Source organism: Rhodospirillales bacterium, from assembly GCA_016699855.1.
GTDB lineage: Bacteria > Pseudomonadota > Alphaproteobacteria > Reyranellales > Reyranellaceae.
In genome coordinates this window covers 495,339-518,211 of sequence record CP064988.1, presented here as the reverse complement: position 1 = coordinate 518,211, position 22,873 = coordinate 495,339, and the positions used below count along the sequence as shown (strand labels likewise).

At 70.4% G+C, this 22,873-nt stretch carries 23 protein-coding genes and 2 pseudogenes; 16 read left to right on the top strand and 9 right to left on the bottom strand.

All coding sequences use genetic code 11. From position 1 onward, the window contains the following. Positions 1-14: 14 nt before the first annotated feature. Both IPK81_02465 and IPK81_02460 read left to right on the top strand, forming a co-directional pair. Entirely contained in the window at positions 15-767 is a 753-nt protein-coding gene (locus IPK81_02465; protein QQS13148.1) for an aspartate/glutamate racemase family protein, read from the top strand. A 46-nt stretch (positions 768-813) separates the two neighbouring features. Next, entirely contained in the window at positions 814-1,704 is an 891-nt protein-coding gene (locus IPK81_02460; GenBank protein QQS13147.1) for an MBL fold metallo-hydrolase, read from the top strand. A gap of 40 nt (positions 1,705-1,744) precedes the next feature. Here the strand turns inward: IPK81_02460 and IPK81_02455 are convergent. After that, positions 1,745-2,537 (bottom strand): annotated as a pseudogene (locus tag IPK81_02455) (enoyl-CoA hydratase/isomerase family protein). An 862-nt stretch (positions 2,538-3,399) separates the two neighbouring features. Between IPK81_02455 and IPK81_02450 the strand changes: the two are divergent. Beyond that, complete coding sequence (locus IPK81_02450) at positions 3,400-4,299, top strand: OmpA family protein (protein ID QQS13146.1); 900 nt, start codon at positions 3,400-3,402, stop codon at positions 4,297-4,299. 312 nt (positions 4,300-4,611) lie between these two features. After that, positions 4,612-5,022, top strand: coding sequence for an OmpA family protein (locus IPK81_02445; GenBank protein QQS13145.1), 411 nt, complete (start codon positions 4,612-4,614; stop codon positions 5,020-5,022). Between the two features lie 144 nt (positions 5,023-5,166). Here IPK81_02445 and IPK81_02440 read toward each other — a convergent pair whose 3' ends face one another. Together IPK81_02440 and IPK81_02435 are read right to left on the bottom strand one after the other, a co-directional pair. Beyond that, positions 5,167-5,736 carry a hypothetical protein gene (locus IPK81_02440; protein ID QQS13144.1) on the bottom strand — a complete coding sequence of 190 codons (570 nt, stop codon included), beginning with the start codon at positions 5,734-5,736 and terminating at the stop codon, positions 5,167-5,169. A 108-nt stretch (positions 5,737-5,844) separates the two neighbouring features. Then, positions 5,845-6,495 (bottom strand): 2-hydroxychromene-2-carboxylate isomerase, encoded by a 651-nt coding sequence (locus IPK81_02435; protein QQS13143.1) that lies wholly within the window; start codon positions 6,493-6,495, stop codon positions 5,845-5,847. 110 nt (positions 6,496-6,605) lie between these two features. On the opposite strand from IPK81_02435, the gene IPK81_02430 reads away from it, so the two are divergent. The 3 genes from IPK81_02430 to IPK81_02420 all read left to right on the top strand — a co-directional run bounded on the left by IPK81_02430 (position 6,606) and on the right by IPK81_02420 (position 9,519). Beyond that, positions 6,606-7,382, top strand: coding sequence for a gamma-glutamyl-gamma-aminobutyrate hydrolase family protein (locus IPK81_02430; GenBank protein QQS13142.1), 777 nt, complete (start codon positions 6,606-6,608; stop codon positions 7,380-7,382). A 94-nt stretch (positions 7,383-7,476) separates the two neighbouring features. Then, the gene (locus IPK81_02425; GenBank protein ID QQS13141.1) at positions 7,477-9,012 is read left to right on the top strand and encodes a 5'-nucleotidase C-terminal domain-containing protein; all 1,536 of its coding nucleotides are present in this window, start codon (positions 7,477-7,479) and stop codon (positions 9,010-9,012) included. A 66-nt stretch (positions 9,013-9,078) separates the two neighbouring features. Then, the gene (locus IPK81_02420; protein ID QQS13140.1) at positions 9,079-9,519 is read left to right on the top strand and encodes an OmpA family protein; all 441 of its coding nucleotides are present in this window, start codon (positions 9,079-9,081) and stop codon (positions 9,517-9,519) included. Positions 9,520-9,531: 12 nt separating this feature from the next. Here IPK81_02420 and IPK81_02415 read toward each other — a convergent pair whose 3' ends face one another. Further along, positions 9,532-9,879: a hypothetical protein gene (locus tag IPK81_02415; GenBank protein QQS13139.1), complete on the bottom strand. Its 348-nt coding sequence runs from the start codon at positions 9,877-9,879 to the stop codon at positions 9,532-9,534. Between IPK81_02415 and IPK81_02410 the strand changes: the two genes are divergently transcribed. The 3 genes from IPK81_02410 to IPK81_02400 all read left to right on the top strand — a co-directional run bounded on the left by IPK81_02410 (position 9,857) and on the right by IPK81_02400 (position 12,515). After that, entirely contained in the window at positions 9,857-10,867 is a 1,011-nt protein-coding gene (locus IPK81_02410; protein QQS13138.1) for an SPFH/Band 7/PHB domain protein, read from the top strand. The genes IPK81_02415 and IPK81_02410 overlap by 23 nt on opposite strands. A gap of 27 nt (positions 10,868-10,894) precedes the next feature. Next, the gene (locus IPK81_02405; protein ID QQS13137.1) at positions 10,895-11,347 is read left to right on the top strand and encodes an NfeD family protein; all 453 of its coding nucleotides are present in this window, start codon (positions 10,895-10,897) and stop codon (positions 11,345-11,347) included. 226 nt (positions 11,348-11,573) lie between these two features. After that, the gene (locus IPK81_02400) at positions 11,574-12,515 is read left to right on the top strand and encodes a formylglycine-generating enzyme family protein (GenBank protein QQS13136.1); all 942 of its coding nucleotides are present in this window, start codon (positions 11,574-11,576) and stop codon (positions 12,513-12,515) included. Between the two features lie 436 nt (positions 12,516-12,951). Here IPK81_02400 and IPK81_02395 read toward each other — a convergent pair whose 3' ends face one another. Then, positions 12,952-14,148, bottom strand: coding sequence for a transposase (locus IPK81_02395; GenBank protein ID QQS13135.1), 1,197 nt, complete (start codon positions 14,146-14,148; stop codon positions 12,952-12,954). Between the two features lie 199 nt (positions 14,149-14,347). After that, a complete protein-coding gene (locus IPK81_02390; GenBank protein QQS13134.1) occupies positions 14,348-15,280 on the bottom strand; it encodes an acetamidase/formamidase family protein in 933 nt (310 codons plus the stop codon). Positions 15,281-15,347: 67 nt separating this feature from the next. On the opposite strand from IPK81_02390, the gene IPK81_02385 reads away from it, so the two are divergent. Then, a complete protein-coding gene (locus tag IPK81_02385; GenBank protein QQS13133.1) occupies positions 15,348-16,205 on the top strand; it encodes a 23S rRNA (adenine(2030)-N(6))-methyltransferase RlmJ in 858 nt (285 codons plus the stop codon). A gap of 13 nt (positions 16,206-16,218) precedes the next feature. On the opposite strand, the gene IPK81_02380 is transcribed toward IPK81_02385, so the two are convergent. The 3 genes from IPK81_02380 to IPK81_02370 are packed head-to-tail and all read right to left on the bottom strand — an operon-like array spanning position 16,219 to position 18,619. Beyond that, entirely contained in the window at positions 16,219-16,548 is a 330-nt protein-coding gene (locus IPK81_02380; protein ID QQS13132.1) for a DHCW motif cupin fold protein, read from the bottom strand. After that, positions 16,545-17,789, bottom strand: a complete 1,245-nt coding sequence (locus IPK81_02375) for an MFS transporter (protein ID QQS13131.1) — start codon at positions 17,787-17,789, stop codon at positions 16,545-16,547. Before IPK81_02375 ends, IPK81_02380 begins: the two co-directional genes overlap by 4 nt. Beyond that, positions 17,786-18,619, bottom strand: a complete 834-nt coding sequence (locus IPK81_02370) for a polyphosphate kinase (GenBank protein QQS13130.1) — start codon at positions 18,617-18,619, stop codon at positions 17,786-17,788. Before IPK81_02370 ends, IPK81_02375 begins: the two co-directional genes overlap by 4 nt. A 114-nt stretch (positions 18,620-18,733) precedes the next feature. Here IPK81_02370 and IPK81_02365 point away from each other — a divergent pair. The 5 genes and pseudogenes from IPK81_02365 (at position 18,734) to IPK81_02345 (ending at position 22,857) form a co-directional block, all read left to right on the top strand. Then, positions 18,734-19,849, top strand: a pseudogene (locus IPK81_02365) (MlaE family lipid ABC transporter permease subunit). 2 nt (positions 19,850-19,851) lie between these two features. After that, positions 19,852-20,673, top strand: a complete 822-nt coding sequence (locus IPK81_02360) for an ATP-binding cassette domain-containing protein (protein QQS13129.1) — start codon at positions 19,852-19,854, stop codon at positions 20,671-20,673. A gap of 24 nt (positions 20,674-20,697) precedes the next feature. After that, the gene (locus IPK81_02355) at positions 20,698-21,732 is read left to right on the top strand and encodes an MCE family protein (protein QQS13128.1); all 1,035 of its coding nucleotides are present in this window, start codon (positions 20,698-20,700) and stop codon (positions 21,730-21,732) included. Next, positions 21,729-22,427, top strand: coding sequence for a membrane integrity-associated transporter subunit PqiC (locus IPK81_02350; GenBank protein ID QQS13127.1), 699 nt, complete (start codon positions 21,729-21,731; stop codon positions 22,425-22,427). Before IPK81_02355 ends, IPK81_02350 begins: the two co-directional genes overlap by 4 nt. 31 nt (positions 22,428-22,458) lie before the next feature. Continuing rightward, positions 22,459-22,857: a RidA family protein gene (locus IPK81_02345; GenBank protein QQS13126.1), complete on the top strand. Its 399-nt coding sequence runs from the start codon at positions 22,459-22,461 to the stop codon at positions 22,855-22,857. Positions 22,858-22,873 lie beyond the last annotated feature (16 nt).

Here is a 22,873-nt window from a genome sequence, read left to right as displayed (position 1 = left end):
GCTACACTCGCGGCATGGACATCCTCCTCATCAATCCGAACACCACCGCGCGGATCACGGATCTCGTGCTGGCTTTCGCCGCCTCCGTCGCCGCGCCCGGCACGCGTCTACGCGCCGCCACCGGCGCGTTCGGCGGCCGCTACATCGCCAGCCGCGCGGCCTACGCCGTCGCCGGCCACGCCGCCCTGGACGCGCTGAGCGCCGACACCGGCCCGCGCGACGCCGTCGTGCTCGCATGCTTCGGCGATCCCGGCCTCGACGCGCTCAAGGAGATCTGCGAGGTGCCGGTTGTCGGCATGGCGGAGGCCTCCATCCTCCACGCCAGCGCCGTGGGCGCCCGCTTCTCGATCGTCACCGGCGGCGAGCGCTGGGGGCCGATGCTGCGCGAATTCGTCGCCGGGCGCGGGCTGGAGCGCCGCCTCGCATCGGTGCGCACGGTGGCGCCGACCGGCGCGGACATCGCGCGCGACCCCGACGGCTCGCTGGCGATGCTGCGCGACGGTTGCATGGCCTGCGCGCGCGAGGACGGCGCCGACGTCGTCATCCTCGGCGGCGCCGGCCTCGCGGGGCTGGCGGTGCGGATACAGCCCGGCCTCGACGTGCCCGTGCTCGACGGCGTCGCCTGCGCCGTGGCTTTCGCGGAGGGGCTGGTACGCGCCTCCGCGGGCGGCGCCGGCGTCCGACCGCCGCCGCCGCTGGAGAGCGTCGGGCTGTCGCCGGCGCTCGCGGCGGCGCTGGCTGGCGCGGGAGGCCGCGTGCGCCGATAGTGGTTGAACGAAGCGGCGCGGGGATGCCGCGCGGGGAGGGGACGCCATGCAGGACAGGATGATCGGCGCGGTGCGGGTCACGCGCATCGAGGAGATGATGGGTCCGGGATTCCCGGCCGACCAGTTCTTCCCCGAATTCGACGCCGCGACGTTCAAGGCGCACGAGCACTGGCTTGCGCCGCGCTATTTCGATCCGGCCAGCGGCAAGCTGATCTCGAGCATCCACAGCTGGCTCGTGCGCACCGGCCGGCACACGATCCTGATCGACACCTGCAACGGCAACCACAAGCCGCGGCCGGGCATGCCGCGCTTCGACATGCTCGACACGCCGTACCTCGACCGACTGAAGGCGGCCGGCGTCGCGCCGGAGCAGGTCGATTTCGTGATGTGCACGCACCTGCACGTCGACCACGTCGGCTGGAACACGCGCCTTGAGGACGGCCGCTGGGTCCCGACCTTTCCCAACGCGAAGTACGTGATGTCCGCCGCCGACCACGCGCATTGGTCGGCGGCCGTCACGGCCGCGGACACGCCCCAGTACGAGCGCAACGTCTACAACGACTCTGTGCTACCGGTGGTCGAGAAAGGCGCCGCCGTCATGGTCGGCGCGGGGCACCAGTGCGGCGACCACGTGACCGTGCGCGCGTCGCCCGGCCACACGCCCGGCCACATCCATATCGACCTGCGGTCGGACGGCCGGCGCGCCGTGTTCTCGGGCGACGCGCTGCACAATCCCGTGCAGGTGCCGCTGTGGCGCTGGAACAGCCGGTTCTGCCTCGACCCCGACCAGGCGCGGCGCACGCGGCACGACCTTCTTGCGGATTGCGCGGAAACCGGTGCGCTGCTGATGCCGGCCCATTTCGGACCGCCGCACGCCGCGCGCATCCGCGCGCGGGGCGACGCGTTCGAATTGGACTGGGATTCGACCGGCGCCTGAGTGGCGGGGCGGCGACGCCCCGCCGCCGCGGTCGCGTCGGCTACCGCCCCTTCCAATCCGGCTTGCGCTTCTCGGCGAAGGCCTTGGGCCCCTCGATGGTGTCCCTCGCTCCGCGTCATGGCGACGAACGCGGGATAGTTGAGGTTGCGCATCGAGATCTCGGTCCCCGGCACGTCGAGCGAGCGCATCACCACCTGCTTGGTGGCCCGGATCGACATCGGCGAGCACTCGAGGATCTGCGCGGCCCAGCGCTTGGCCTCGGCCATCAGCTCGGCGTGCGGCACGACCTTGGTGACGAAGCCGAGCTCGTAGCCCTCCTGCGCCGGCACGTGGCGGCCCGTCAGCATCATGCCCATCGCCTTCTTCAGCGGAATCTGGCGCGACAGGCGCTGCATGCCGCCGGCGCCCGCCGCCAGGCCGACGCGCGGCTCCGGGAGGGCGAAGCGCGCGTTCTCCGAGGCGATGATGATGTCGCAGGCCAGCGCGATCTCGAAGCCGCCGCCCATCGCCACGCCGTTGACGGCGGCGATCACGGGCTTGTCGAGGTCGAAACGGTTGGCGAGACCGCCGAAACCCTTCGGCGGCGAGTGCGGCCGCTTTCCGGTCTTCGCCTGGATCTCCGCGTGGTACTTCAGATCGTTGCCGGCGCTGAACGCCTTGTCGCCGGCGCCGGTGATGATCGCGACCCAGAGCTCCGGATCGGCCGCGAACTCGTCGAAAATGTCGCCCAGCTCCTGGTTCGCCATCGGATGGCACGCGTTGTAGACCTCCGGCCGGTTGATCGTGACGATCAAGAGCCGTCCGTCTTTCTCGACTTTGCTGTACTCGCCCATCCTCGCGCTCCTTCGCATTCATATCGCGGCGCAGATGCTGGCCGATTCCGTCGCCGGGTCAAGCGTCAGTCGCGCCGGGCGGCCATGCCACGGCCCTTGAGCCGCGCCGAGGCGGGATGTACACTGCGCTGCAGCAATTCATGCATGAACTATTGTCGACTTTCCGGTCTCCCCTCGGTTCCGGATTGAACGAGCGGAGCTTGAATCCATGTCCCGCGTCTTTCCGGCGCTGCTGATCGCGATGTTGGGGGCGACGATGCCGTACGGCGCCGTCGCTGGCGACGGCGCGGTGCGATCGCCGGGGTCGGGTCGGGTATCGATCTCTCGCGAACCGCGGAACCGGGCTTGCTGGATCGCGGCGACGCCACCGAGGCGGCAGTCGCCTTGGGCGTGTTCGCGACCGCGCCGGTGACGCCGCCACGACAATCGTCGGCGTCGCCACGACCCCTGCGGCTGTCGATCGGCGCGGCTGCGGCGCCTGTCCCTCGACTCGACGATGAGGCGAGGCCTACCGCTGGTCGGTTGGGCATCGCCGCGAGCGGCCGTCCGTCGGCCTATGTGTCGGCTCGAGATAATGGGGGTGTGGTCGGTTTGACCTACAAGATAAAGCCCCCGGCGGCGCCTTCCGAAGTGGCGGATTAAGCCCGGCCGCCATCTGATAAATCGCCGTCAAGCTATTGGGAAAAGACATTTTTTGGCGTTCTGGCGCCCGCTCTGTTGCAGGAAGATCACACGTCGCAGGAAACGGCCCTAGGCGGTTGCTTCGGTGGCATGTTGGTATATATTCCGCTGGTGAAGTCGGTGCCGTGCCCAACCCCGCCACTTCTCGTGTCGGTTTTGTTTTCTTGAGAGGGGATACCAAATGAAGATGAAAATTGGAGTCGTCGTCGCGGCGGCTCTCCTCGCGGCACCGGTCGCCGTTCAGGCGCAGTCGGCCGCCCTGCCGGGCTTCTACATCGGCGCCCAGGGCGGGCTGAACATTCTCGATACCCGTATCAACGGCCTCAACGAGAAGCTTGGCTTCGCGGTCGGCGGCGTGATCGGCTACGACTTCGTCGGACCGCGCGTCGAGATCGAGGGCGTCTACCGCTACAACAAGGTGAGCGGCGCCAGCGTCAACCAGTACGGCGGCATGTTGAACGTGCTGTACGATTTCATGGCCGACAGCGTGATCTCGCCGCATCTCGGCCTCGGCGCCGGCGTCAACTACCTGAGCATCCCGGCGGCCGGCAAGACGACCAAGTTCGCCATGCAGTTCATCGCGGGCGTCAAGGTCGGCCTCGGCGACGGCCTCTTCACCTCGCTCGACTACAAGCTGCACGACACGTTCGTGAGCGGCAAGGATCCGCTGAACCACTCCGTCATGCTGACCTTGGGCTACAAGTTCGGCCAGCCGATGACGGCCTCCCCGCCGCCGCCGCCGCCGCCGGTCGCGCCGAGCTACATCGTGTTCTTCGACTTCGACCGGGCGAACATCACGCCGCAGGCGATGACGACGATCAAGCAGGCCGCCGCCGCCGCGACCGCGGGTAAGAAGACCCGTATCGGCGTCACCGGTCACGCCGACCGTTCCGGCAACGACGCCTACAACATGGCCCTGTCGCTGCGCCGCGCCAACGCCGTCAAGGACGCGCTCGTCCGTGAGGGCATCCCGGCCGCCAATATCGCGGTCGTCGGCCGTGGCGAGAGCCAGCCGCTCGTCCAGACCGCCGACGGCGTCCGCGAGCCGCAGAACCGCCGCGTCGAGATCGTGCTGAATTAAGCGCGATCCTCCGACGGAGGTTTCGGGAAACGGCCGGGGAAACCCGGCCGTTTCATTTTGTCCCCCGTTGTCGCGTCCCGACGGGGCCCGGGCGTGTTCCGGCGCCGGTCCGTCCATGGTAACGTCATAGTGGAAAACTGCTGATGAATCGCTCACTGTGGCGATACAGAGGGCTGGGCTGACGACGACGCCTCCGGCGCGGTCGATCAGCAGGGACGGAGGAATGCGCCGCGACGACGCTCCGCCGTCGGGCCGCGCGTCTTCGGACGGTCGGTCCATCGTCGTTGTCGCTTATTTTTTGGGGGAATAGTCATGTTGAAAAAGATCGTCGGCGCGTTCCTGGCGCTCGGCCTCGTCGCCGCCTGCGCGAGCGCACCGCCGCCGCCGCCGCCGGTGAAGCAGTTCATCGTGTTCTTCGACTTCGACCGGTCGAACATCACCGCCAACGCCGCCGCGACGATCTCGCAGGCCGCGACCGCCGCCAAGGCCGGCCAGAACACCCGTGTCGCCGTCACCGGCCACACCGATACCGCGGGCGCCGCCAATTACAACATGGCGTTGTCGTTGCGCCGCGCCAACGCCGTCAAGGATCAGCTGGTCCGCGAGGGCGTGAACGCCAACGCGATCGCGATCAGCGGCAAGGGCGAGTCCGCGCTGCTCGTTCAGACCAAGGACGGCGTCAAGGAGCCGCAGAACCGCCGCGTCGAGATCGTGCTGAATTAAGCACGTTTCTGCGCGACCTCGACGTGGACGGCCGGACGCAAGTCCGGCCGTTCTTTTTTCACCCGACGCCGCCCCGGCGCGCGACAAGAAAAAGGCGCGGTCGACGACCGCGCCTTTTTCCGTCCGGAGGCGGTGGCCGCCCGATCAGTTCTTCTTCGGCTGGGCCGCGCCCGGCGCGGCGGCTGCCGCGGCGCAGGCGCGCAGGCCCATGTCGCTCGAGAAGTCGTACATCGGCGGCACCTGCGTGATGTTAGACACCTGCTGCGACAGCGCCCAGCGGTAGCCCTCCATCGCGTTGGCGCAATAGCCGGGGTTGCCGCCGGCGCGTCCGCCGTCGCGGTTCGCGATGTCGGTCTTGAACGTGTTGATGTTGAGGCCGCGCTTGCCGACGGTGCGCTGCAGCGGCGCGCTGTTCAGATTGTTGTCCGCCGAGAACTTGCTGCGGAAAGCGCCGTAGTCCTGCTGGAACGCCGGAATGGCGGAGCGGCACTGGATGGCGGCGTTGTAGAACTGCTGCCATGCGATCTCGATGCGCACGGCCTGCACCTCCTCGGGCGTCAGGCAGGCGCCGCGGACGGGGCCGCTGGCCGGCGGCGCGACCTTGGCATAGGCGGTCGAGGGGGCGGCGGGGGCCTGCGTCGTCGGCTGGCAGGCGGCCAGCAGGGCGACGGCGGCGGCCGTGGCGCCGGCGGCGCGGAGAAACGTCACGGTCATCGAATCAACCTCTGAATTTACGGTGGGGGGGGGAGAAGGGGGAGGTGTCGCGAGACGGGGGTTATAGCAATTTCGCGACGGGTTGAAACCACTATCGGCAGCGTGCGCTCATTTTCTGTCGGCGCCCTGCGGGCCGGCTGGCGGGCGTCGATCGGCCCGGAGGATGGCCTCGCGCACCAGGACCAGGCGATCGTTGCCGAAGTACATGTCCCCGCCGTTCACGAAGATGGTCGGTGAACCGAACGCGCCGCGGGCGATCGCCTCGTCGGTCGTCGTCTTCAGTCGCTCCTTGTATTCCGGCCGGGCGATCCGCTCGGCCAGTTCCGCCGCGTCGAGCCCGGCGCGGCTCGCGATGCCGGCCATGACGTCGTCCCGAGAAATGTCGCGGTCGTCGCCCCAGTAGGCGTCGAACGCCGCGTAGGCGTATTCGACCAGACGGCCGCGCTCGATCGCCAGGAAGGCGCCGCGCATGCACTTCACGCTGTTCACGGGGAAGACCGTCGGCGGCATGCGGATGCGCAGTCCATGGAAGCGCGCCCAGTCGGCCATGTCCTTCAGCGCGTAGGCGGCCTTGCGCGGATTGGGGTGCTGACGGTTCTGGTAGACCGTGTCGTTGACCGTGTTGAAGATGCCGCCGACCAGGATCGGCTTCCAGACGATCTCGGCCCCGGTCTCCTTAAGGATCGGCTGGATGGCGTGGAACGCGAGGTAGGTCCACGGGCTCGAGCAGTCGAAGAAGAATTCCACCTTCGCGACCATGGCCGCCCGCTCCGTGTTCCCGCGCCGGCGCGCGCCGCGTCGACCTGCGCCACGACCGTGCCATCGTGTCGCCTTGCTGTCGACCCGGGCCGTCTGTAGCATCCACCTTCATGATCGCGTCCGTTCCAGCGTCCGGTAGCGCCTCCTCGGCGCCGCGCAAGATCGCCATCGTCGTCCACCAGGACCAGTCCCGCGCCGGACGGGTCGGCGCGCTGCTCGAGGCCAAGGGCTACGCCCTCGAGCGCTACTGCCCCAATCTGGGTTGTCAGCTGCCCGACGACCCCTCCCGGTTCGCCGGCGTGGTGGTGTTCGGTGGCCCGATGAGCGCCAACGACTGCGGCGTGAGCGATGGCATCCGCCGCGAGCTGGCGTGGATTCCCAAGGTGCTGGATTCGGGGGTGCCGTTTCTCGGCATCTGCCTTGGCGCCCAGATGCTGACCCGCGTTGTCGGCGGTCGCGTGGCGCCGCACCGCGAAGGCCGGGTCGAGATCGGCTACGCGCGGGTCGAGCCGACCGCGGCCGGGGCGCCGTGGTTTCCGGACGGCCCCATGCACGTCTACCAATGGCACCGTGAAGGCATGGACGTGCCGTCGTGCTGCGAGACTTTGGCGACGGGCGAGACCTACCCGGTGCAGGCGTTCCGCTTCGGGCGCGCCGCTTTCGGCGTCCAGTTCCATCCCGAGGTCACGCTCGAGATGAAGCGCATCTGGACGACCAAAGCGGCCGACCGCCTGACGCTGCCTGGCGCGCAGCCCGGCGACGAGCATATCGGCCGCCACGACGAGTTCGATCCCCAGCTCGGACGCTGGACCGACCGCTTCCTCGACGGCTGGCTCGCGACCGGGCGCGCCGTCGAGGCGCCGTCGCCCCGCCTCGCGGCAGAGTGACCGTCGGCGCGGAGGGACCGCGCCATCGACGCGCCTGCTGACTCCCGCGTCGCCGTCGGCCTATTCTCGGCCGGTTCGGGCATCGGAGTCGCGCATGGGTATCATCCGCCGTTTCGTGGCGCTGCTGGCGCCGGTCATCCTGGTGTTGGCCGCGCTCGGCGCGCCGTCGGCGCGTGCCGGCGAGACGCGCATCTCCCTCGTGCTGATCTGCGACATCTACAAGATGGCCGAGGAGGACGGGCGGGGCGGCATGGCGCGCATCGCCGCCGCGGTGAAGGCCGAGAAGGCGCGCGGCGGCCACGTGCTGGTCGCGCACGCCGGCGACACCCTCTCGCCGTCGCTGATGTCCGGCCTCGACAAGGGACGGCACATGGTCGAGCTCATGAACATGATGCCGATCGACGTGTTCGTTCCGGGCAACCACGAGTTCGACTTCGGGCCCGACGTGTTCATCCAGCGCATGCGCGAGATGAAGGCGCCGATCTTCGCCGCCAACCTGCGCGAGGCCGACGGCTCGCGCATCCCCGGATTCATCGACGCCAGGATCATGACCTTCGGCGAGGCGCGCGTGGGCGTGATCGGCCTGACGGCGGAGGACTCGCCGAAGAAGTCGCAGCCGGAGCGCCTGCGCTTCGCCGGCATGGTCGACACGCTGCGCGAGATCGGGGCCCACCTGCGCAAGGAGGGCGCCGACCTCATCGTGCTCGTGTCGCACTCCAACCGGGATATCGACGACGCGCTGGTCGATTCCGGCGCCGCCGAGATCATCCTGTCGGGCGACGACCACGACGTGTACCTGCGGCACACGTCGCAGACCGCGATCATCGAGGCCGGCCAGGACGGCCAGGTCGTCGCCGTGGTCGACCTCTCGATCAAGATCGACACCTCCGGCGGTGGGCGCAAGGTGTCCTGGTGGCCGCGATTCCGGTTCATCGACACGGCCGACGTCCAGCCGGACCCGGCGGTCGCCGCCCGCGTGGCCGCCTACGAGGCGGAGCTTTCGAAGGAGCTGGACGGGCCGCTGGGCCGCAACGCCACCGAGCTCGACAGCCGCAACAGCGCCGTGCGCGGCGGCGAGGCGGCGATCGGCAACCTGTTCGCCGACGCGCTGCGCTCGGCGCTCAAGACCGACGTCGCATTGATCAACGGCGGCGGGTTCCGCGGCAACCGCGTCTACCCGGCCGGCGGCGAGCTGACCCGCAAGCACCTGCTCGGCGAGCTGCCGTTCCTCAACAAGGCGCTCGTGCTCGAACTGACCGGCCGGCAGCTCGTGGAGGCGCTGGAGGCCGGCTTCACCGGCGCCGAGAACGAGACCGGCCGCTTTCCGCAGGTCTCGGGCATGACGATCCGCGCCGATCTGAGCCGGCCCAACGGGGCGCGCGTCGTGTCCGTCGCCGTCGATGGCAAGCCGCTCGATCCGGGGCGGCGCTACACCTTGGCCACCAACGACTTCCTCGCCACCGGCGGGGATGGCTACGACGCGCTCAAACAGGCGCGCGTGACGCTCGGTCCCAACGACGCCGAGCTCGTCGCCAACCACGTCATGGCGCATATCCGGACGCTCGGCACGGTCTCGCCGCGGATCGAGGGCCGGACGATCGTCGGACGCGAGCGCGCGCCGCGCCAGTGATCGCGCGGTGTTACGTGGTAGGCTGCGGCGGGTAGGTCGATGGAGGCGCGGATGTATCGTCGGACAATGCTGATAGCGGCCGCGGCGTTCTCGCTCGCCGGATGCGAGCTGTTCTCCTCGTCTTCCTCGGCGCCCCCGCCGTCGGCGGCCCAGGCGGCGGGCGCTCCGCCGGCCGAGGCGGCGCCGCACGTGGTCTTCTTCAGCCTCGGCAGCGCGGTGGTCGACGCCAAGGGCCTCGCGACCGTGCGCGAGGCGGCGGCGGCCGCCAAGAAGCCGGGCGTGAAGGCCGTCGAGGCCGTCGGCCACACCGACCGCGCGGGCGCGGACAAGGCGAACAACGCTCTGTCGACCCGCCGCGCCAACGCGGTGCGCCAGGCGCTGATCAAGGAGGGCGTTCCGGCGGCCCTCGTCACCGCCCGCGGCGTCGGCGAGGGCAAGCCGTTCATGGCGACCGAGGACGGCAAGCGGGCGCCGGAGAACCGCCGCGTCGAGATCACGATCCGCTAGGCCGCCGCGGGATCACGCCACGCGCGGCGACGCGCGGGCGACGATGGCGTCGGTGACTGCCGCCGGCGGCAGCGTGCCGAACACGTGCCCGCGGTCGCCGGCGACCCGCGAGGCGATGAGCGCCTCGGCGACGTAGGCCGGCGCGTGGCGGACCAGCAGCGAGCCCTGCAGCGCGGTCGCCATGTGCTCGACGACGCGGCGGGCCCGCGTGTCGACCTTGGCGATATCGGCGAACTCCGCGCGCAGCGCGGCGGCCCGGGGCGGGAGAGCCCCTTTGAGCGGACGCTCAAGCCTGATACGGTGCGCGCCGGTCCCGCAATCCCTCTGGAGGTTCCCGATGACTATCGGCCTGGTGTTCATGGGACTCGTCGTCCTCGCCGTCATCGTCTTCGCCTTCATGTGCGTGAAGACGGTGCCGCAGGGCTGGAACTGGACCGTCGAGCGGTTCGGCGAGTTCACCCGGGTGCTGACGCCCGGCCTGAGCTTCATCATCCCCGTCGTCCACAAGGTCGGCGCCCGCATCAACATGCAGGAGTCGGTGCTCGACATCCCGCAGCAGCAGGTCATCACCAAGGACAACGCCATCGTCACGGTCGACGCGGTCGCCTTCTACCAGATCGTCGACGCGCGGGCCGCCGCGTACGAGGTGCGCAACCTCGTGCAGGGCATCACCAATTTGGCGCTCACCAACATCCGCAACAGCATGGGCAGCCTGGCGCTCGACGACGTGCTGTCGAAGCGCAACGAGATCAACGAGCGCCTGTTGTCGGTGATCGACCACGCCACCAACGCCTGGGGCGTGAAGGTGCTGCGCGTCGAGCTCAAGGACGTCATCCCGCCGCAGGACATGGTGCAGGCGATGGCGCGGCAGATGAAGGCCGAGCGCGAGAAGCGCGCCCAGATCCTCGAGGCCGAGGGCTTCCGTGCCGCCGAGATCACCCGCGCGGAGGGCGCCAAGCAGGCCCAGATCCTCTCCGCCGAGGGCCGGCGCGAGGCGGCGTTCCGCGACGCCGAGGCGCGCGAGCGCGCCGCCGAGGCCGAGGCCAAGGCGACCCACGTCGTGGCGTCGGCGATCGGCAGCGGCGGCTCGCAGGCGATCAACTACTTCCTCGGCCAGAAATACGTCGAGGCCCTGCACGCCATGGGCTCCTCGCCCAACAGCAAGGTGTTCTTCCTGCCGGTCGAGGCGACCGGCCTGATGGGCACGCTGGGCGGCATCGCCGAGCTCGCCAAGGAGGCGCAGGCCCGCGCCAACCCGGTGTCGTCCGGCGGCGGCATGCCGCCCGCGCCGCCGCAGATCGGCGGACCGGCCGGACCCGCGCCGAGCGGACCCTGGTCGCGGTCCTAGGCGCGTCGTCTCAGGAGGAACGCGCCCATGTCGATGTTCGGCGGTTTCGTGCCCGTGTTCTGGCACTGGTGGGCGTTGGCGGTCGTGCTGGTCGTCGGCGAGATCCTGCTGCCCGCCACCTTCTTCCTGTTCCTCTCCGTCGGCGCCGCGGTCACGGGCCTCGTGCTGTTGATCGTCCCGTCGATGTCGCTCGAGATCCAGCTGCTGATCTTCGCGGTCGGCAGCGGCGCCGCGCTGGCCGGGCTGCGGCCGTTCCTGGCGGCCCGCACCCACGCCCGCGGGCTGCACAAGCTGAACAACCGCGCCGCCTCCCTTGTCGGCCAGATCCTCGTGCTCGACGAGCCGATCGTCGCCGGCCGCGGAAGGGTGCGCGTCGGCGACGGCAGCTGGTCGGTCCACGGCCCGGACATGGCGGCCGGCTTCAAGGTGCGCGTCGTGTCGGTCGACGGCGCCACGCTGAAGGTCGAGCCGGCGCCCTGATCGACGCGGCGGCGGCCCGTCAGGCGCGGGCGCCGAGCGCGGCGAGCACGCGGGCGCGCTGGGTCTCTTTCACCATGCCGTCGAGCAGGGCGCGCGCCGCGGTGCCGGTCCACGAGGCTTGGGCGGTCCGGCGGTCCGGGCAAGTCGGAATCCTCGAGGGCGCGATTGACGGTTCCGCCGAGGGCGGGGGATGCTGGCAGCCGTTCACGGGGGCGGGGAACGGCGGATGCGGTGGGCGATCTCGTTGGTGATGGCGGTCGCGCTCGGCGTGACGGCGGCGGGTGGCGCCCGTGGGCAGGCGACACGCGACTGCGCGCACTGCCCCGAGATGGTGTCGATCCCGCCGGGCAGCTTCCTCATGGGCGCGCCGCCGGGCGAGGAGGAGCGCGAGAACGTTCCGCAGCAATCCCGGGGCCGCTCGGCGCCGCAATTGACTGTGACGCTGGCGCACCGGTTCTCGCTCGGCAGATACGAGGTCACCCGAGGGGAGTTCGCGGTTTTCGTGCGGTCCACCGGACACCAGATGGACCGGAAGTGCCACGTCCTCCAGAGCGACGGCAAGTGGAAGGAGGAGGAGGGGCGGAGCTGGCTCGACCCCGGCTTCGCGCAGACCGACCGCCATCCCGTCGTCTGCGTGTCGTGGCGCGACGCGGCGGCCTATGCCGCGTGGCTGGCGGGTTCGACGGGCAAAGCGTACCGGCTGCCGACGGAGGCCGAGTGGGAGTACGCCGCGCGGGCCGGCACGCGCACGTCACGCTTCTGGGGGGACACGCGCGACGGAGCCTGTGTCTGGGCCAACGTGGCTGACCTGTCGATGCAGTCGGCGCGGAACTTCGTGAACAATCCCGAGGACTTCTTCCAGTGCACGGATGGCCACGTGCATACCGCACCGGTGGGTGCGTTCCGGGCGAACTGGTACGGATTGCACGACATGATCGGGAATGCCTGGGAATGGACCGGCGATTGCTGGGCGCCGAACTTGACGGGAGCGTCGCCGACGGGAGCTTACCGCGGCACCGCTGGATTGCCGGGCGATTGCTCCCTGCGCGTCGTGCGCGGCGGTTCCTGGAACTTCCACCCGAGGAGCTCGCGCGCGGCGGGCCGAGGCTGGGGCTCCGTCGGGTACCGGGACGACGACCTCGGGTTCCGGGTAGCCAGGACCGATTAGTTCCTATGTCTTCATCTCCTTACGTCTTGGGGAGTCCAGAGGGGCGGAGCCCCTCTGGTCGCGTTGGCGGGGTGGTCGTCGATGTCCATAGAGGCTGACAATCTTCGCCGTACCGGGCCGGCCGTCGAAGGGATGTACCGGTTCATCCTCTGGTTGGTGCCGACGTATTCCCTCTCCGCCGCGTAGCGGGGGAGAGGGAGGGGACCCGCCGCTTCAGCGGCGGGGAGGGTGAGGTGGTGGTCGGGTCCATAGACGCGCCAATGGCGGATCGAGGTGCCCGACACAACGGCCTTTCATCGATCCACCGGCGTTCGATTTCAACGCGTCCACTCGTTCCATCACGACCACGTCCGATACGACGACCACCTCACCCTTCCCATCGCTTTGTATGACCGGGAGGATAGTCGACAGATTGAACCGGGATGATGGTCGACAGTCACGGGCCCGGGGGATCCGAAGCGTAGAGCCGCCCCGCGCGGGGCGGCGCGAAGCGCAGGAACCCCCGGGCCGGATCGATGACGCCGAGGTCGCGGGTGCAGAAGCGCACGACGTGGCGGCCAGGCTCGCAGGGGCGCACGCCGACCAGCTCGCCGGCCAGCGCCTGGGCGATGAATATCCCGGCGCCGCGCCACTTGATGTCGCCCTCGCGCCGCACGCGCCTCACCTCGTGGTCGGCGTCGTACCAGGGATCGGCCGGCGGGCCGCGGTAGAGCCGCGGCGAGGGCCGCCACAGCGACGCCGGCGTGCGCTGGTCCAGCGCCTCGTGCGGGCGTTCCTCGTTGTACTGCCGGCGGAACGCCTCGAAGCGGACCTGCTGGCGCGCCAGCGTCGCCATCGGCGGCGACGCCGCGCGCGCCTTCATCTCGCGGTGCATGCGCTCGTGCCGGCCGTTCTCCTGCGGCGAGGCCGGACGGATGTGGCGCGGCTCCACGCCCAGCCGCAGCAGCCACGCCGACAGCCGGCTCAGTCCGCCCGCCCCGCTCGAGCCGAACGGCGGCCCGTTGTCGGACCGTACCGCCTCCGGAAGACCGCACTCCTCGAACAGCCGCTCCAGCGCCGCCCTCACCGCCGCGTGTCTCGGCTCCATGACGCGCGCCGCCAGCACGTAGCGCGTCGCGCCGTCCACCACCGTCAGCGGGTCGCACCGCCGACCGTCGCGCGTGCGGAACCAGCCCTTGAAGTCCACGCTCCATTCCGCGTTCGGCTCCAGCGCCGCCGGCGGCGGTAACCGCCCCGGCTCGACCGGACGCCGGCGCCGCCGCGACGCCTCCACCAGGCCCGCCCGCTTCAGGATGTCCCCGATCGTCGACGCCGCCGGCCACGGCGTCCGCGGCCGCCCCGCCTCCAGCAGCGCGAGCAGCTTCTTCGGTCCGAAGTGCGGATACTTCCGCCGCAACTCCACCACCGCCGCCACCTGTCCCGACGGCGTCGCGCCGGGGTGCCGCGACGGCGCGTGCGAGCGGTCCTTGAACCAGTCCTCGCCGCCCTCCGACCGCCGTCCCAGCCACAGGTAGAACGTGTCCCGCGACACTCCGTAGCGGCGGCACAGAGCGCTCACGTCGAACACCCCGCTGTCGTGCTTGCGGAGCATCAGTATCCGTTGTTCCATCGCGCAGGTCTTTCCAAACGGCATCGGTCGGGCCCTCCCGACGCCAGTCAACCTGTCGACCATCATCCCGGTCTATTCTGTCGAGCATCATCCCGGTTCATACCGCTTCGCGACGGGCCCCTTCCCTCTCCCCCGCTACGCGGCGGAGAGGGAAAAATACGACGCCGGCTGAAAAAGCACCCCGTCGTGACATGCGTGAATACGATAGCCGCAAGCGGCCGGTCTAGCCGCCGACCAGCTCCTTGCGGATCATGCAGTGGATGCCCTTGTTGCCGTCGACGGTCTGGGTGACGTGCAGGTCGGCGGCGAGGCTGCACAGCATGTAGGCGTCCTCGGCCGAGATGCCCGTCTTGCCGCGGATGAACCGGATCATGTCGCGCAGCGCCTCCCGCGCGCAGACGTCGAGGTCGGGATCGAAGGCGTGCGTGATCCAATGGGTCGGCGTCTCGGCGCGCGGGGTCGCCATCTTCATGTCGCGCCGGACGGTCAGGCGGAAGGTGCCGGCCAGGCAGGTCTCCAGCGCCGTCAGATTGACCTCGCCGTCGCCCTGCACGCCGTGGCCGTCGCCGGCCGAGAACAGCGCGCCGTCGGTGAACACCGGCAGGTACAGCGTCGCGCCGACGCCCAGCTCCTTGTTGTCGATGTTGCCGCCGAAGGCGCGCGGCTCGACCGAGCTGCACTGGCCCCATTCCGGCGGCGGCGCCACGCCCATGATGCCGAAGAACGGCTTGAGCGGGATGCGCGTGCCCCACGGCATGAGGCAGACGCCGGCGGCGTGGTCGATCGGGATGTGGGTCAGCCGGTAGGACGGAAAGTCCTCCGGCAGCGTGCCCATGTTGGGCCGCTGCACGTTCCAGCCCCAGTCGACCCGGATCTTGATGTCGACGACGTCGATCTGCAGCACGTCGCCGCGGCGGGCGCCCTCGACGAACACCGGGCCGGTGAGGATGTGGCGCCCGATATGCGGCGCGCATTTGGCGTGGATCTCGCGGTGCTCCGGCAGCACCGTGAAGGGCGGGCCGGGTAGGATGTCGGGGCCTCCGGAGACGCATTCGATGGTCACCGTCCCGCCGGAGCGGATCGTCGCCACCGGCTTCAGCTTGGAATCGAAATAGCCCCAGTGCACGGTCTCGGGCGTGGTCTTCACGACGGTCATGGCGGCGGCTCCGGATGATGGCGGGTCGATCCAAGCACGGACCGCGCCATCGTGATATAGGCGCGCGATGAACTACCGGCACGCCTTCCACGCCGGCAATTTCGCCGACGTCCTCAAGCACGTCGCCTGGCTGGAATTGCTGCGCCTGCTGACGGCCAAGGACAAGCCGCTGCTGGCGCTCGACACCCACGCCGGCCGCGGCGGCTACGATCTCGCGGACGACGCGGCCCAGCGGACGGGGGAGTGGCGCGACGGCATCGGCCGGCTGCTCGGCGCCAGGGGCGCGCCGCCGGTCGTGCGCAGGCTCGCGGAGTCCGTGCGCGCCTACGACCGAAAGTTCGGCACCGCGCCGGCGGGCGGACTCACGCACTACCCGGGTTCGCCGCGGCGCACCCGGCAGGCGCTGCGGCCGGGCGACCGCTGCGTGCTGTGCGAGACCCATCCTGCGGACTCGGTGGCGCTACGCCGCGAATTCGCCGGAGATCGCGCCGTGGAGGTCCGTCCGGCCGACGGCTACGCGACCTTGAAGTCGCTTCTGCCGCCGCCGGAGCGCCGGGCGGCGGTGTTGATCGATCCGCCCTTCGAGAAGACGGACGAGTTCGACCGGTTGGGGCGCGCTCTCGCGCAGGCGCTGAAGCGCTTCGCCACCGGCGTCTACGCGGTCTGGTATCCGGTCAAGGACGAGGCCGCCGTCGCGGCGTTCCTCGAAGGCGTCGCTTCGGTCGCGGAGAAGGCGCTGACGCTGGAATTGCGCGTCGTCGATCCGCTACCGGGCGAGGGTCTGGCGGCCTGCGGTCTGCTGGTGGTCAATCCACCGTGGACCTTCGACGCGGCGATGGCCGAAGCGCTGCCGTGGCTGGCGCGCACGCTCGGCCGCGGACCCGGTGCGCGGGGCGAATTGACGTGGATCGCCGGCGCGCCATAGCGGCACGCGACGGTCAATCGACGATGAACAGCCGCGCGCCCGTCGCCGTGCGGCTGCGATGCGGCTCGGCGCCGTCGGCGACCTGGTAGCTGTCGCCGGCCTTCAGCGTGAACACGCGCCCGTCCTTCAGCTCGGTCACCAGCTCGCCCTCCAGGCAGAGCAGGATGTGGCCCTTCTCGCACCAATGGTCGGCGAGGTAGCCCGGCGTGTAGTCGACGCGCCGCACGCGGATGGCGCCGAACTGCCGCGTCCGCCAGATCGCCTTGCCGGTGTCGCCGGCGTGCTCGGTCGGCTCGACGGTGGACCAGTCGGTCGTTCCGAAGGGGATGTCCGTCATCTTCATCGCGCGTCTCCAGTCCGGCGCCGCTCGCGCCAGGTCGCGGGGTCGGCGGTGGCGATCACGAACAGGCCGCCGACGACCGCCAAGGCGGCGCCGGTCAGGATCGTGGCCACGTAGGAGCCGAAGAAATCGAACACGAAGCCGGCCACCGGCGGCCCGAACAGGACCCCCAGCGACACGCTCGAGTACTGCGCGCCGAGGATCGAGCCCAGCGCGCGGGTGCCGTAGTAGTCGGCGAACACCGACGGCGCCATGGCGACGAAGCCGCCGTAGAAGGCGCCGAACAGGATGGCGAACACCGCCAGCAGCCACGGATGCGTCGTGGCCGCCCACAGCAGCTGCATCGCGGCGATGCCGACGAACATGGCGGCGTAGGCGCGGCGGCGGCCGACGCGGTGGGCGAGGCCGGCGAAGGCGAAGCGGCCGACCGTGCTGCCGACGCCGAGCAGGGCGATCAAGGTGACGCCGAAGCCCTCGGTCAGGCCGGCGTCGCGCGCGTAGGGCACGAGATGGACGAAGGGGATGAACAGCCCGAACGAGGTCAGCAGACAGGCAGTGAACAGGAACCAGAAGGGCCGCGAGCGCATCGCCTCCGCCAGCGATTCGCCGGTCACCGGCGGCGGCGCGCCGCCGCCCGCGACGGCGTCGCCGTCCGGCCGCTGGCCGTAGGCCTCGGGCGAGCGCAGCAGCGTGAAGAACGCGAACGCCGCCACCACCAGGGCGGCGACGCCGAGCCCGATGTAGGCGGCGCGCCAGCCCCAGGCGTCGATCATCAGCTTGGCGAGCGGCGGTCCGGCCGCGGTGCCGACTCCGATGCCGGCGACGGCGATGCCCGTGGCCAGTCCACGTTGGCGCAGGAACCAGCGCTGCACGGCGGCGACCGCGGGCACGTAGGCGAAGCCGATGCCCACGCCCACGCCGACGCCGTAGCCGAGGTAGATCTGCCACAGACTGGTCGCTTGGCTCGCCAGCAGCGTGCCGAGACCGACCAACGCCATGCCGCCGGCGACCACGGCGCGCGGCCCGAACCGGTCGGCGATCGAGCCGCTGAGGATGCCCAGCGAGAAATAGAGCGCGCCGGCGATCGAGAACACCAGCGAGGTGTCGCCGCGGCGGGCGCCGAACTCCTGCTGCAGCGTCAGGAAGTAGGCGGGGAAGCAGTAGGCGATGCCGAATCCGGTGCACAGCACCGCGAACGTGCCGGCGACGACCCACCAGCCGTGGAACGGCGGCGGCGGGCTCACGCGTCCTTCTTCCCGTTCTTTCCGTTGCGCGCCGGGGTCGCGGTCGGATCCCACGCCAGCGTGTCCTTGGCCGCCTGCGCGACGGCGGGATCCAGCGCCGGCGGTTCGAGGTCCGCGCCCTTGCTGAGCTGTTGCACGACGGTCTCGATGCCGTCGACCCGCGCGCGCTTCTTGTCGTCGGTGGCGACGACCGCCCACGGCGCCGCGTCGGTGTCGGTGCTCTCCAGCATGTCGTCGAACGCCTCGAGATAGGCGTCGCGCTTGCGGATGTTGCGGAAGTCGTCGAGCGTGACCTTGAAGCGCTTCTCCGGCGACTCGATGCGCTCGATGATGCGCTTGCGCTGCTCCTTGGCGCTGACGTGCAGCAGCAATTTGACCAGCCGCACCCCGTCGGCCGCCAGCATGCGCTCGAACTGGTTGATCTCGTCGTAGGCGCGCTTCCAGGCGTCCTTGGAGCAGTAGCCCTCGATCCGCTCGACAAGCACGCGGCCGTACCAGGTGCGGTCGAAGATCGCGATCTCGCCCGGCCGCGGCAGGCGCTCCCAGAACCGGTAGAGGTAGTGGCGGCCCTGCTCGTCCCGGGTCGGCGCGGCGATCGGCCAGACCAGCAGCGGCCGCGGATCGAGCCGCTCGGTCATGCGCTTGATCAGGCCGCCCTTGCCGGCCGCGTCCCAGCCCTCGAGCGCGATGATCGCGCGGCCTCCCTCGCGCGCCATCCACTGCTGGATGCGGAGCAGCTCGAACTGCCCCTTTATCAGGCGTTCCTCGTACTTGTCCTCGTCGAGCTTGCCGGCGAGGTCGAGTTCGTCGAGTTTCTTCCACTTGCCCATGGCGCGCCTCCGGCGGCCAGTGTGCGCGGCCGGCCGGGCCGGACGCAACCGCGAAACCACCGTCGCGCCGCCGGCGTTGACACGGCGTCGGCGCTTCCTTCCTATCCGCCGAGCATGGCCGCGCCCGTTCCCGTCGAGCCCTCCCTACGCGCCGTCGAGCGCGGCGGGCGGCGCGCGCTCGCGGCCCGCGGCGACTGGACGGTCTACACATTGTCGACGCTCCGGCGTCAGCCCGCCGCCTCCGGCTCCATCGCGGCCATCGACCTGTCGGACGTCGCCCGGCTCGACACCGCCGGCGCGCTCGAGCTGGTCGGGCTGGCGCGCGACCATGGTGGCTGCGGCTTCGAGGGCGCGCGCCCGGAGCACGCCTCGTTGATCGAGCTGGTCGGCCGGTCGGCGCCGGAGGCGCCGAGGCCGGCGCGGCGGAACCCGGGCGTCGCCGACACACTCGCCGAGATCGGCGAGGAGATGGTCGGGCTCGTCAAGCAAGCCCGCAACCTGCTCGGTTTCTTCGGCGAGGTGCTGGTGGTCATGGCGCGCGGCGTCGCCGCGCCGGCGCGGCTGCGCCCGGGCTCGATCGTGGCGCAGATGAACGAGGTCTGGATCCGCGCGATGCCGATCGTCGGCGTCCTGACCTTCCTCATCGGCGTCGTGACGGCCTACCAGGGCGTCGAGCAGCTCAAGCAGTTCGGCGCCGAGGCCTTCACCGTCGAGGCGGTCGGCATCGGCATGCTGCGCGAGCTGGGCGTGCTGCTGACGGCGATCATCGTCGCCGGCCGCTCGGGCAGCGCCTTCACCGCACAGCTCGGCACGATGAAGATCAATCTCGAGCTCGACGCCATGCGCACGATGGCGCTCGACCCCGTCGAATGGCTGGTCGTGCCGCGCATCGTCGCGCTGACCCTGTCGATGCCGCTGCTGGTGTTCTTCGCCGATCTCATGGGCGTGCTGGGCGGCGCCTTCGCGTGCACGATCTACCTCGACTTCACGCTGGTGCAGTTCTTCGACCGCATGCGCGACACCGTCGGGATATGGCACTTCTGGGTCGGCATGATCAAGGCGCCGGTGTTCGCCTTCGTCATCGCGGCGATCGGCTGCTACGAGGGGCTCCACGTGGGCGGTTCGGCCGACAGCGTCGGCCGGCAGACCACGCGCTCCGTGGTCGAGGCGATCTTCCTGGTGATCGTGCTCGACGCGATCTTCTCCGTGATCTTCCTGCTGGCGGGTGTGAGATGGCCGACAAGCCCGCCCCGCCACCGCTGGTCGAGGGCGGCCAGATATCGGACCGCTCGGCGGGCCGCGAACGGGTCGTGTCGATCCGCGGTCTGCGCAACCAGTTCGGCGCGCAGGTGCTGCACGACGCGCTGGATTTCGACCTGTTCCGGGGCGAGATCGTCGGCCTCGTCGGCGGCTCGGGCAGCGGCAAATCCGTGCTGCTGCGCACCATCATCGGGCTCAACGCGCGTCGCGCCGGAACGTTGGAGGTGCTCGGAGTCGAGACCGGGAACCTGTCCGCCGCCGAGACGAGGGAACTCCAGCGCCGCTGGGGCGTCCTGTTCCAGGACGGGGCCCTGTTCTCGTCGCTGACAGTGGCCGAGAACATCGGGTTGCCGTTGCGCGAGCATGCCCATCCGCCCGAGGACGCGCTGGACGCCATCGCGGCGCTGAAGATCGCCCTGGTCGGCCTGCCGGCCGACGCCGGCGCCAAGCGCCCGTCCGAGCTGTCGGGCGGCATGAAGAAGCGGGCCGGGCTGGCGCGGGCGCTGGCGCTCGACCCTGAGCTGGTCTTCCTCGACGAGCCGACCGCCGGGCTCGATCCGATCGGCGCGGCGAATTTCGACACGTTGCTGCGGGGCCTCCAGCGCGACCTCGGCCTCACGGTCTTGATGGTGACACACGATCTCGACACGTTGACGGCGATCTGCGACCGGGTGGCGGTGCTGCTCGACAAGCGCGTCGTCGCGGGTACCATGGAGGAACTGCTCGCCTACGACCATCCGTGGGTGCGGGAGTACTTCCACGGGCCGCGCGCCCGGGCCGCCGGGATCGGCTGACCGGCCGGCCGACCAGGAGACACGATGGAAAACCGCTCCCCCTACGTCCTCGTCGGCGCCCTGGTGATGGCCTTCATCGTCGGGATCGCCGGATTCCTGACGTGGAAGCTGCGCGCCGGCTCGCGCGACGAGGTCGCTTACTACGAGATCTTCTTCGGCAACGACGTCCAGGGCCTCACCAAGGACTCGGCGGTGTTTTATCGCGGCATCCGCGTCGGCCGGGTCCAGTCCATCAGCCTGAGGACGCGCGACGAGCCGCGCCGCTCCGACGGCCAGGTGAGGCCGGTCGAGAAGATCGCCGTCGTCGTCGCGATCGACCGGTCGATCGACATCCGCGACCGGTCGTACGCCACCTTCGAGCGGCCGTTCGTGGCCGGCGCCGCCTTCGTGCAGATCGTCGGCCGGCCCGACGACACCAGCGTGAAGCCGAAGAAGCAGGCCGGCGAGCTGCCGTACCCGGAGATCCGGGAGGTGCCGTCGTTGATCCAGGCCACCAGCATGACGCTGGAGGAGGCGCTGCCCAAGATCGCGGGCATCGCCGACCGCATCAACAACCTGCTCAGCCCCGAGACCATCGCCGCGACCGAGCGCACGGTCCAGAACCTCGGCCGGATCACCGACGCCATCGCGCGCAACGACAAGGCCATCGAGAAGACCATCGCCGAGCTGCCGGAGACGCTGGCCGACATGCGCCGCGCGCTGGCGAAGGCCGAGGCCATGGTCGACTCCGCGTCGCTGGTGCTGGCCGAGCTCGGACCCCAGGACGAGGCCACCCGCCGCGCGCTGGCGGGCCGCGCGCCCGGCGAGCTGAAACAGAGCGTCGCGGCGCTGCGCGAGGCGCTCGCCAGCGTCAACGGCGCCGCCGGTGGCCTCAACAAAATGCTCGGCGACAGCCGTGGCGCGGTGCGCCAGTTCTCCGAGGGCGGACTGTCCGAGCTCGCGGCCGCCGTGCGCGAGCTGAGGGCGCTGGTCGCCGGTCTGAACGCCATCTCCACCCGCCTCGAGCGCGATCCCGCCGGCTATCTGCTGGGCGGCAAGCAGGGGTATTCGCCGCGATGAGCGCGCTGTTGCGGGCCGCCGCGGCGGTCGCGTTCCTGGCCGTCGGCGGCTGCTCGGCCCTGAAGGCGATCGACGAGCCGCAGGACCTCTACACGCTGACCCCGAAGACCACCTTCGAGGAGGGGCTACCGACCGTCCGCTGGCAGCTCGTGGTCGAACCGCCGGTGTCGGCGGCGTATCTCAACACCGGCCGCATCGCGTTGCAGATGACGCCGACCTCGGCCGACTACTACGCCCGCTCGGCGTGGACCGACCGCGCGCCCCTGCTGGTGCAGACGTTGATGGTCGAATCGTTCGAATCGACGCGGCGGATCGTCGGCGTCGGACGCGATCCGGTGACGGTGCGGCCGAACTACGTCCTGCAGACCGAGCTGCGCGAGTTCCAGGTCGAGTACTTCCGCGGCCGGCCACCGGTCGCGCACGTGCGCATCGTGGCGCGGCTGGTGCGCTTCCCCGACAAGCAGATCGTCGCCACGCGCAGCTTCGAGCGCTGCGCCCGCGCCGCCGCCGACAAGGTGCCGGCGGTGGTCCAGGCGATGGACCAGGCGCTGGGCACGGTGCTGCGGCGGATGGTGACATGGACGCTGACCGTCGCGCCGCCGCAGGCGCTGGCCGAGGGCGCGCCGTTCGTCGCGACGCGCGACGTGCCGGCGTCGGGAGAGGACACGGATCGTTGCCGCGCCGATGGAAGCTGAGACGCGGCGGGATAATCGAGGAGGAATCACCATGACGACGACGTTGCAGCCGGCCGACTGGTCGCGGCCGAAGGGCTTCTCCCACGGCATGGTGGTCGACGCGCCCGGCCGCTGGGTGGTGCTGGCCGGCCAGACCGGCCACGCCGACGGCGCCGGCTATCCGGAGGATTTCGCCGCCCAGACGCGGGTGGCGCTGGAGCGCATCGTCCGCCTGTTGCGCGAGGCCGGCGCCGGACCGGAGCACATCGTGCGGCTGAACTGGTACATCACCGATCGCGCCGCGTACTTCGCCGCCGGCGCGGGTGTCGCCGCGGCGTGGCGCGAGGTGCTCGGCCGCCAGTTCCCGACGTCGACCCTGCTGTTCGTCTCGGGGCTGATCGACGAGCAGGCGAAGGTCGAGATCGAGGTCACGGCCTTCGTGCCGAACTGACGGGGGCGCGGCTCCG

Bases quoted from the DNA above. Each gene is read 5' to 3' on its own strand.
- IPK81_02465 (QQS13148.1), top strand. From the start codon at position 15: ATGGACATCCTCCTCATCAATCCGAACACCACCGCGCGGATCACGGAT.
- IPK81_02460 (QQS13147.1), top strand. From the start codon at position 814: ATGCAGGACAGGATGATCGGCGCGGTGCGGGTCACGCGCATCGAGGAG.
- IPK81_02450 (QQS13146.1), top strand. From the start codon at position 3,400: ATGAAGATGAAAATTGGAGTCGTCGTCGCGGCGGCTCTCCTCGCGGCA.
- IPK81_02445 (QQS13145.1), top strand. From the start codon at position 4,612: ATGTTGAAAAAGATCGTCGGCGCGTTCCTGGCGCTCGGCCTCGTCGCC.
- IPK81_02440 (QQS13144.1), bottom strand. From the start codon at position 5,736: ATGACCGTGACGTTTCTCCGCGCCGCCGGCGCCACGGCCGCCGCCGTC.
- IPK81_02435 (QQS13143.1), bottom strand. From the start codon at position 6,495: ATGGTCGCGAAGGTGGAATTCTTCTTCGACTGCTCGAGCCCGTGGACC.
- IPK81_02430 (QQS13142.1), top strand. From the start codon at position 6,606: ATGATCGCGTCCGTTCCAGCGTCCGGTAGCGCCTCCTCGGCGCCGCGC.
- IPK81_02425 (QQS13141.1), top strand. From the start codon at position 7,477: ATGGGTATCATCCGCCGTTTCGTGGCGCTGCTGGCGCCGGTCATCCTG.
- IPK81_02420 (QQS13140.1), top strand. From the start codon at position 9,079: ATGCTGATAGCGGCCGCGGCGTTCTCGCTCGCCGGATGCGAGCTGTTC.
- IPK81_02410 (QQS13138.1), top strand. From the start codon at position 9,857: ATGACTATCGGCCTGGTGTTCATGGGACTCGTCGTCCTCGCCGTCATC.
- IPK81_02415 (QQS13139.1), bottom strand. From the start codon at position 9,879: ATGAACACCAGGCCGATAGTCATCGGGAACCTCCAGAGGGATTGCGGG.
- IPK81_02405 (QQS13137.1), top strand. From the start codon at position 10,895: ATGTCGATGTTCGGCGGTTTCGTGCCCGTGTTCTGGCACTGGTGGGCG.
- IPK81_02400 (QQS13136.1), top strand. From the start codon at position 11,574: ATGCGGTGGGCGATCTCGTTGGTGATGGCGGTCGCGCTCGGCGTGACG.
- IPK81_02395 (QQS13135.1), bottom strand. From the start codon at position 14,148: ATGCCGTTTGGAAAGACCTGCGCGATGGAACAACGGATACTGATGCTC.
- IPK81_02390 (QQS13134.1), bottom strand. From the start codon at position 15,280: ATGACCGTCGTGAAGACCACGCCCGAGACCGTGCACTGGGGCTATTTC.
- IPK81_02385 (QQS13133.1), top strand. From the start codon at position 15,348: ATGAACTACCGGCACGCCTTCCACGCCGGCAATTTCGCCGACGTCCTC.
- IPK81_02380 (QQS13132.1), bottom strand. From the start codon at position 16,548: ATGAAGATGACGGACATCCCCTTCGGAACGACCGACTGGTCCACCGTC.
- IPK81_02370 (QQS13130.1), bottom strand. From the start codon at position 18,619: ATGGGCAAGTGGAAGAAACTCGACGAACTCGACCTCGCCGGCAAGCTC.
- IPK81_02360 (QQS13129.1), top strand. From the start codon at position 19,852: ATGGCCGACAAGCCCGCCCCGCCACCGCTGGTCGAGGGCGGCCAGATA.
- IPK81_02355 (QQS13128.1), top strand. From the start codon at position 20,698: ATGGAAAACCGCTCCCCCTACGTCCTCGTCGGCGCCCTGGTGATGGCC.
- IPK81_02350 (QQS13127.1), top strand. From the start codon at position 21,729: ATGAGCGCGCTGTTGCGGGCCGCCGCGGCGGTCGCGTTCCTGGCCGTC.
- IPK81_02345 (QQS13126.1), top strand. From the start codon at position 22,459: ATGACGACGACGTTGCAGCCGGCCGACTGGTCGCGGCCGAAGGGCTTC.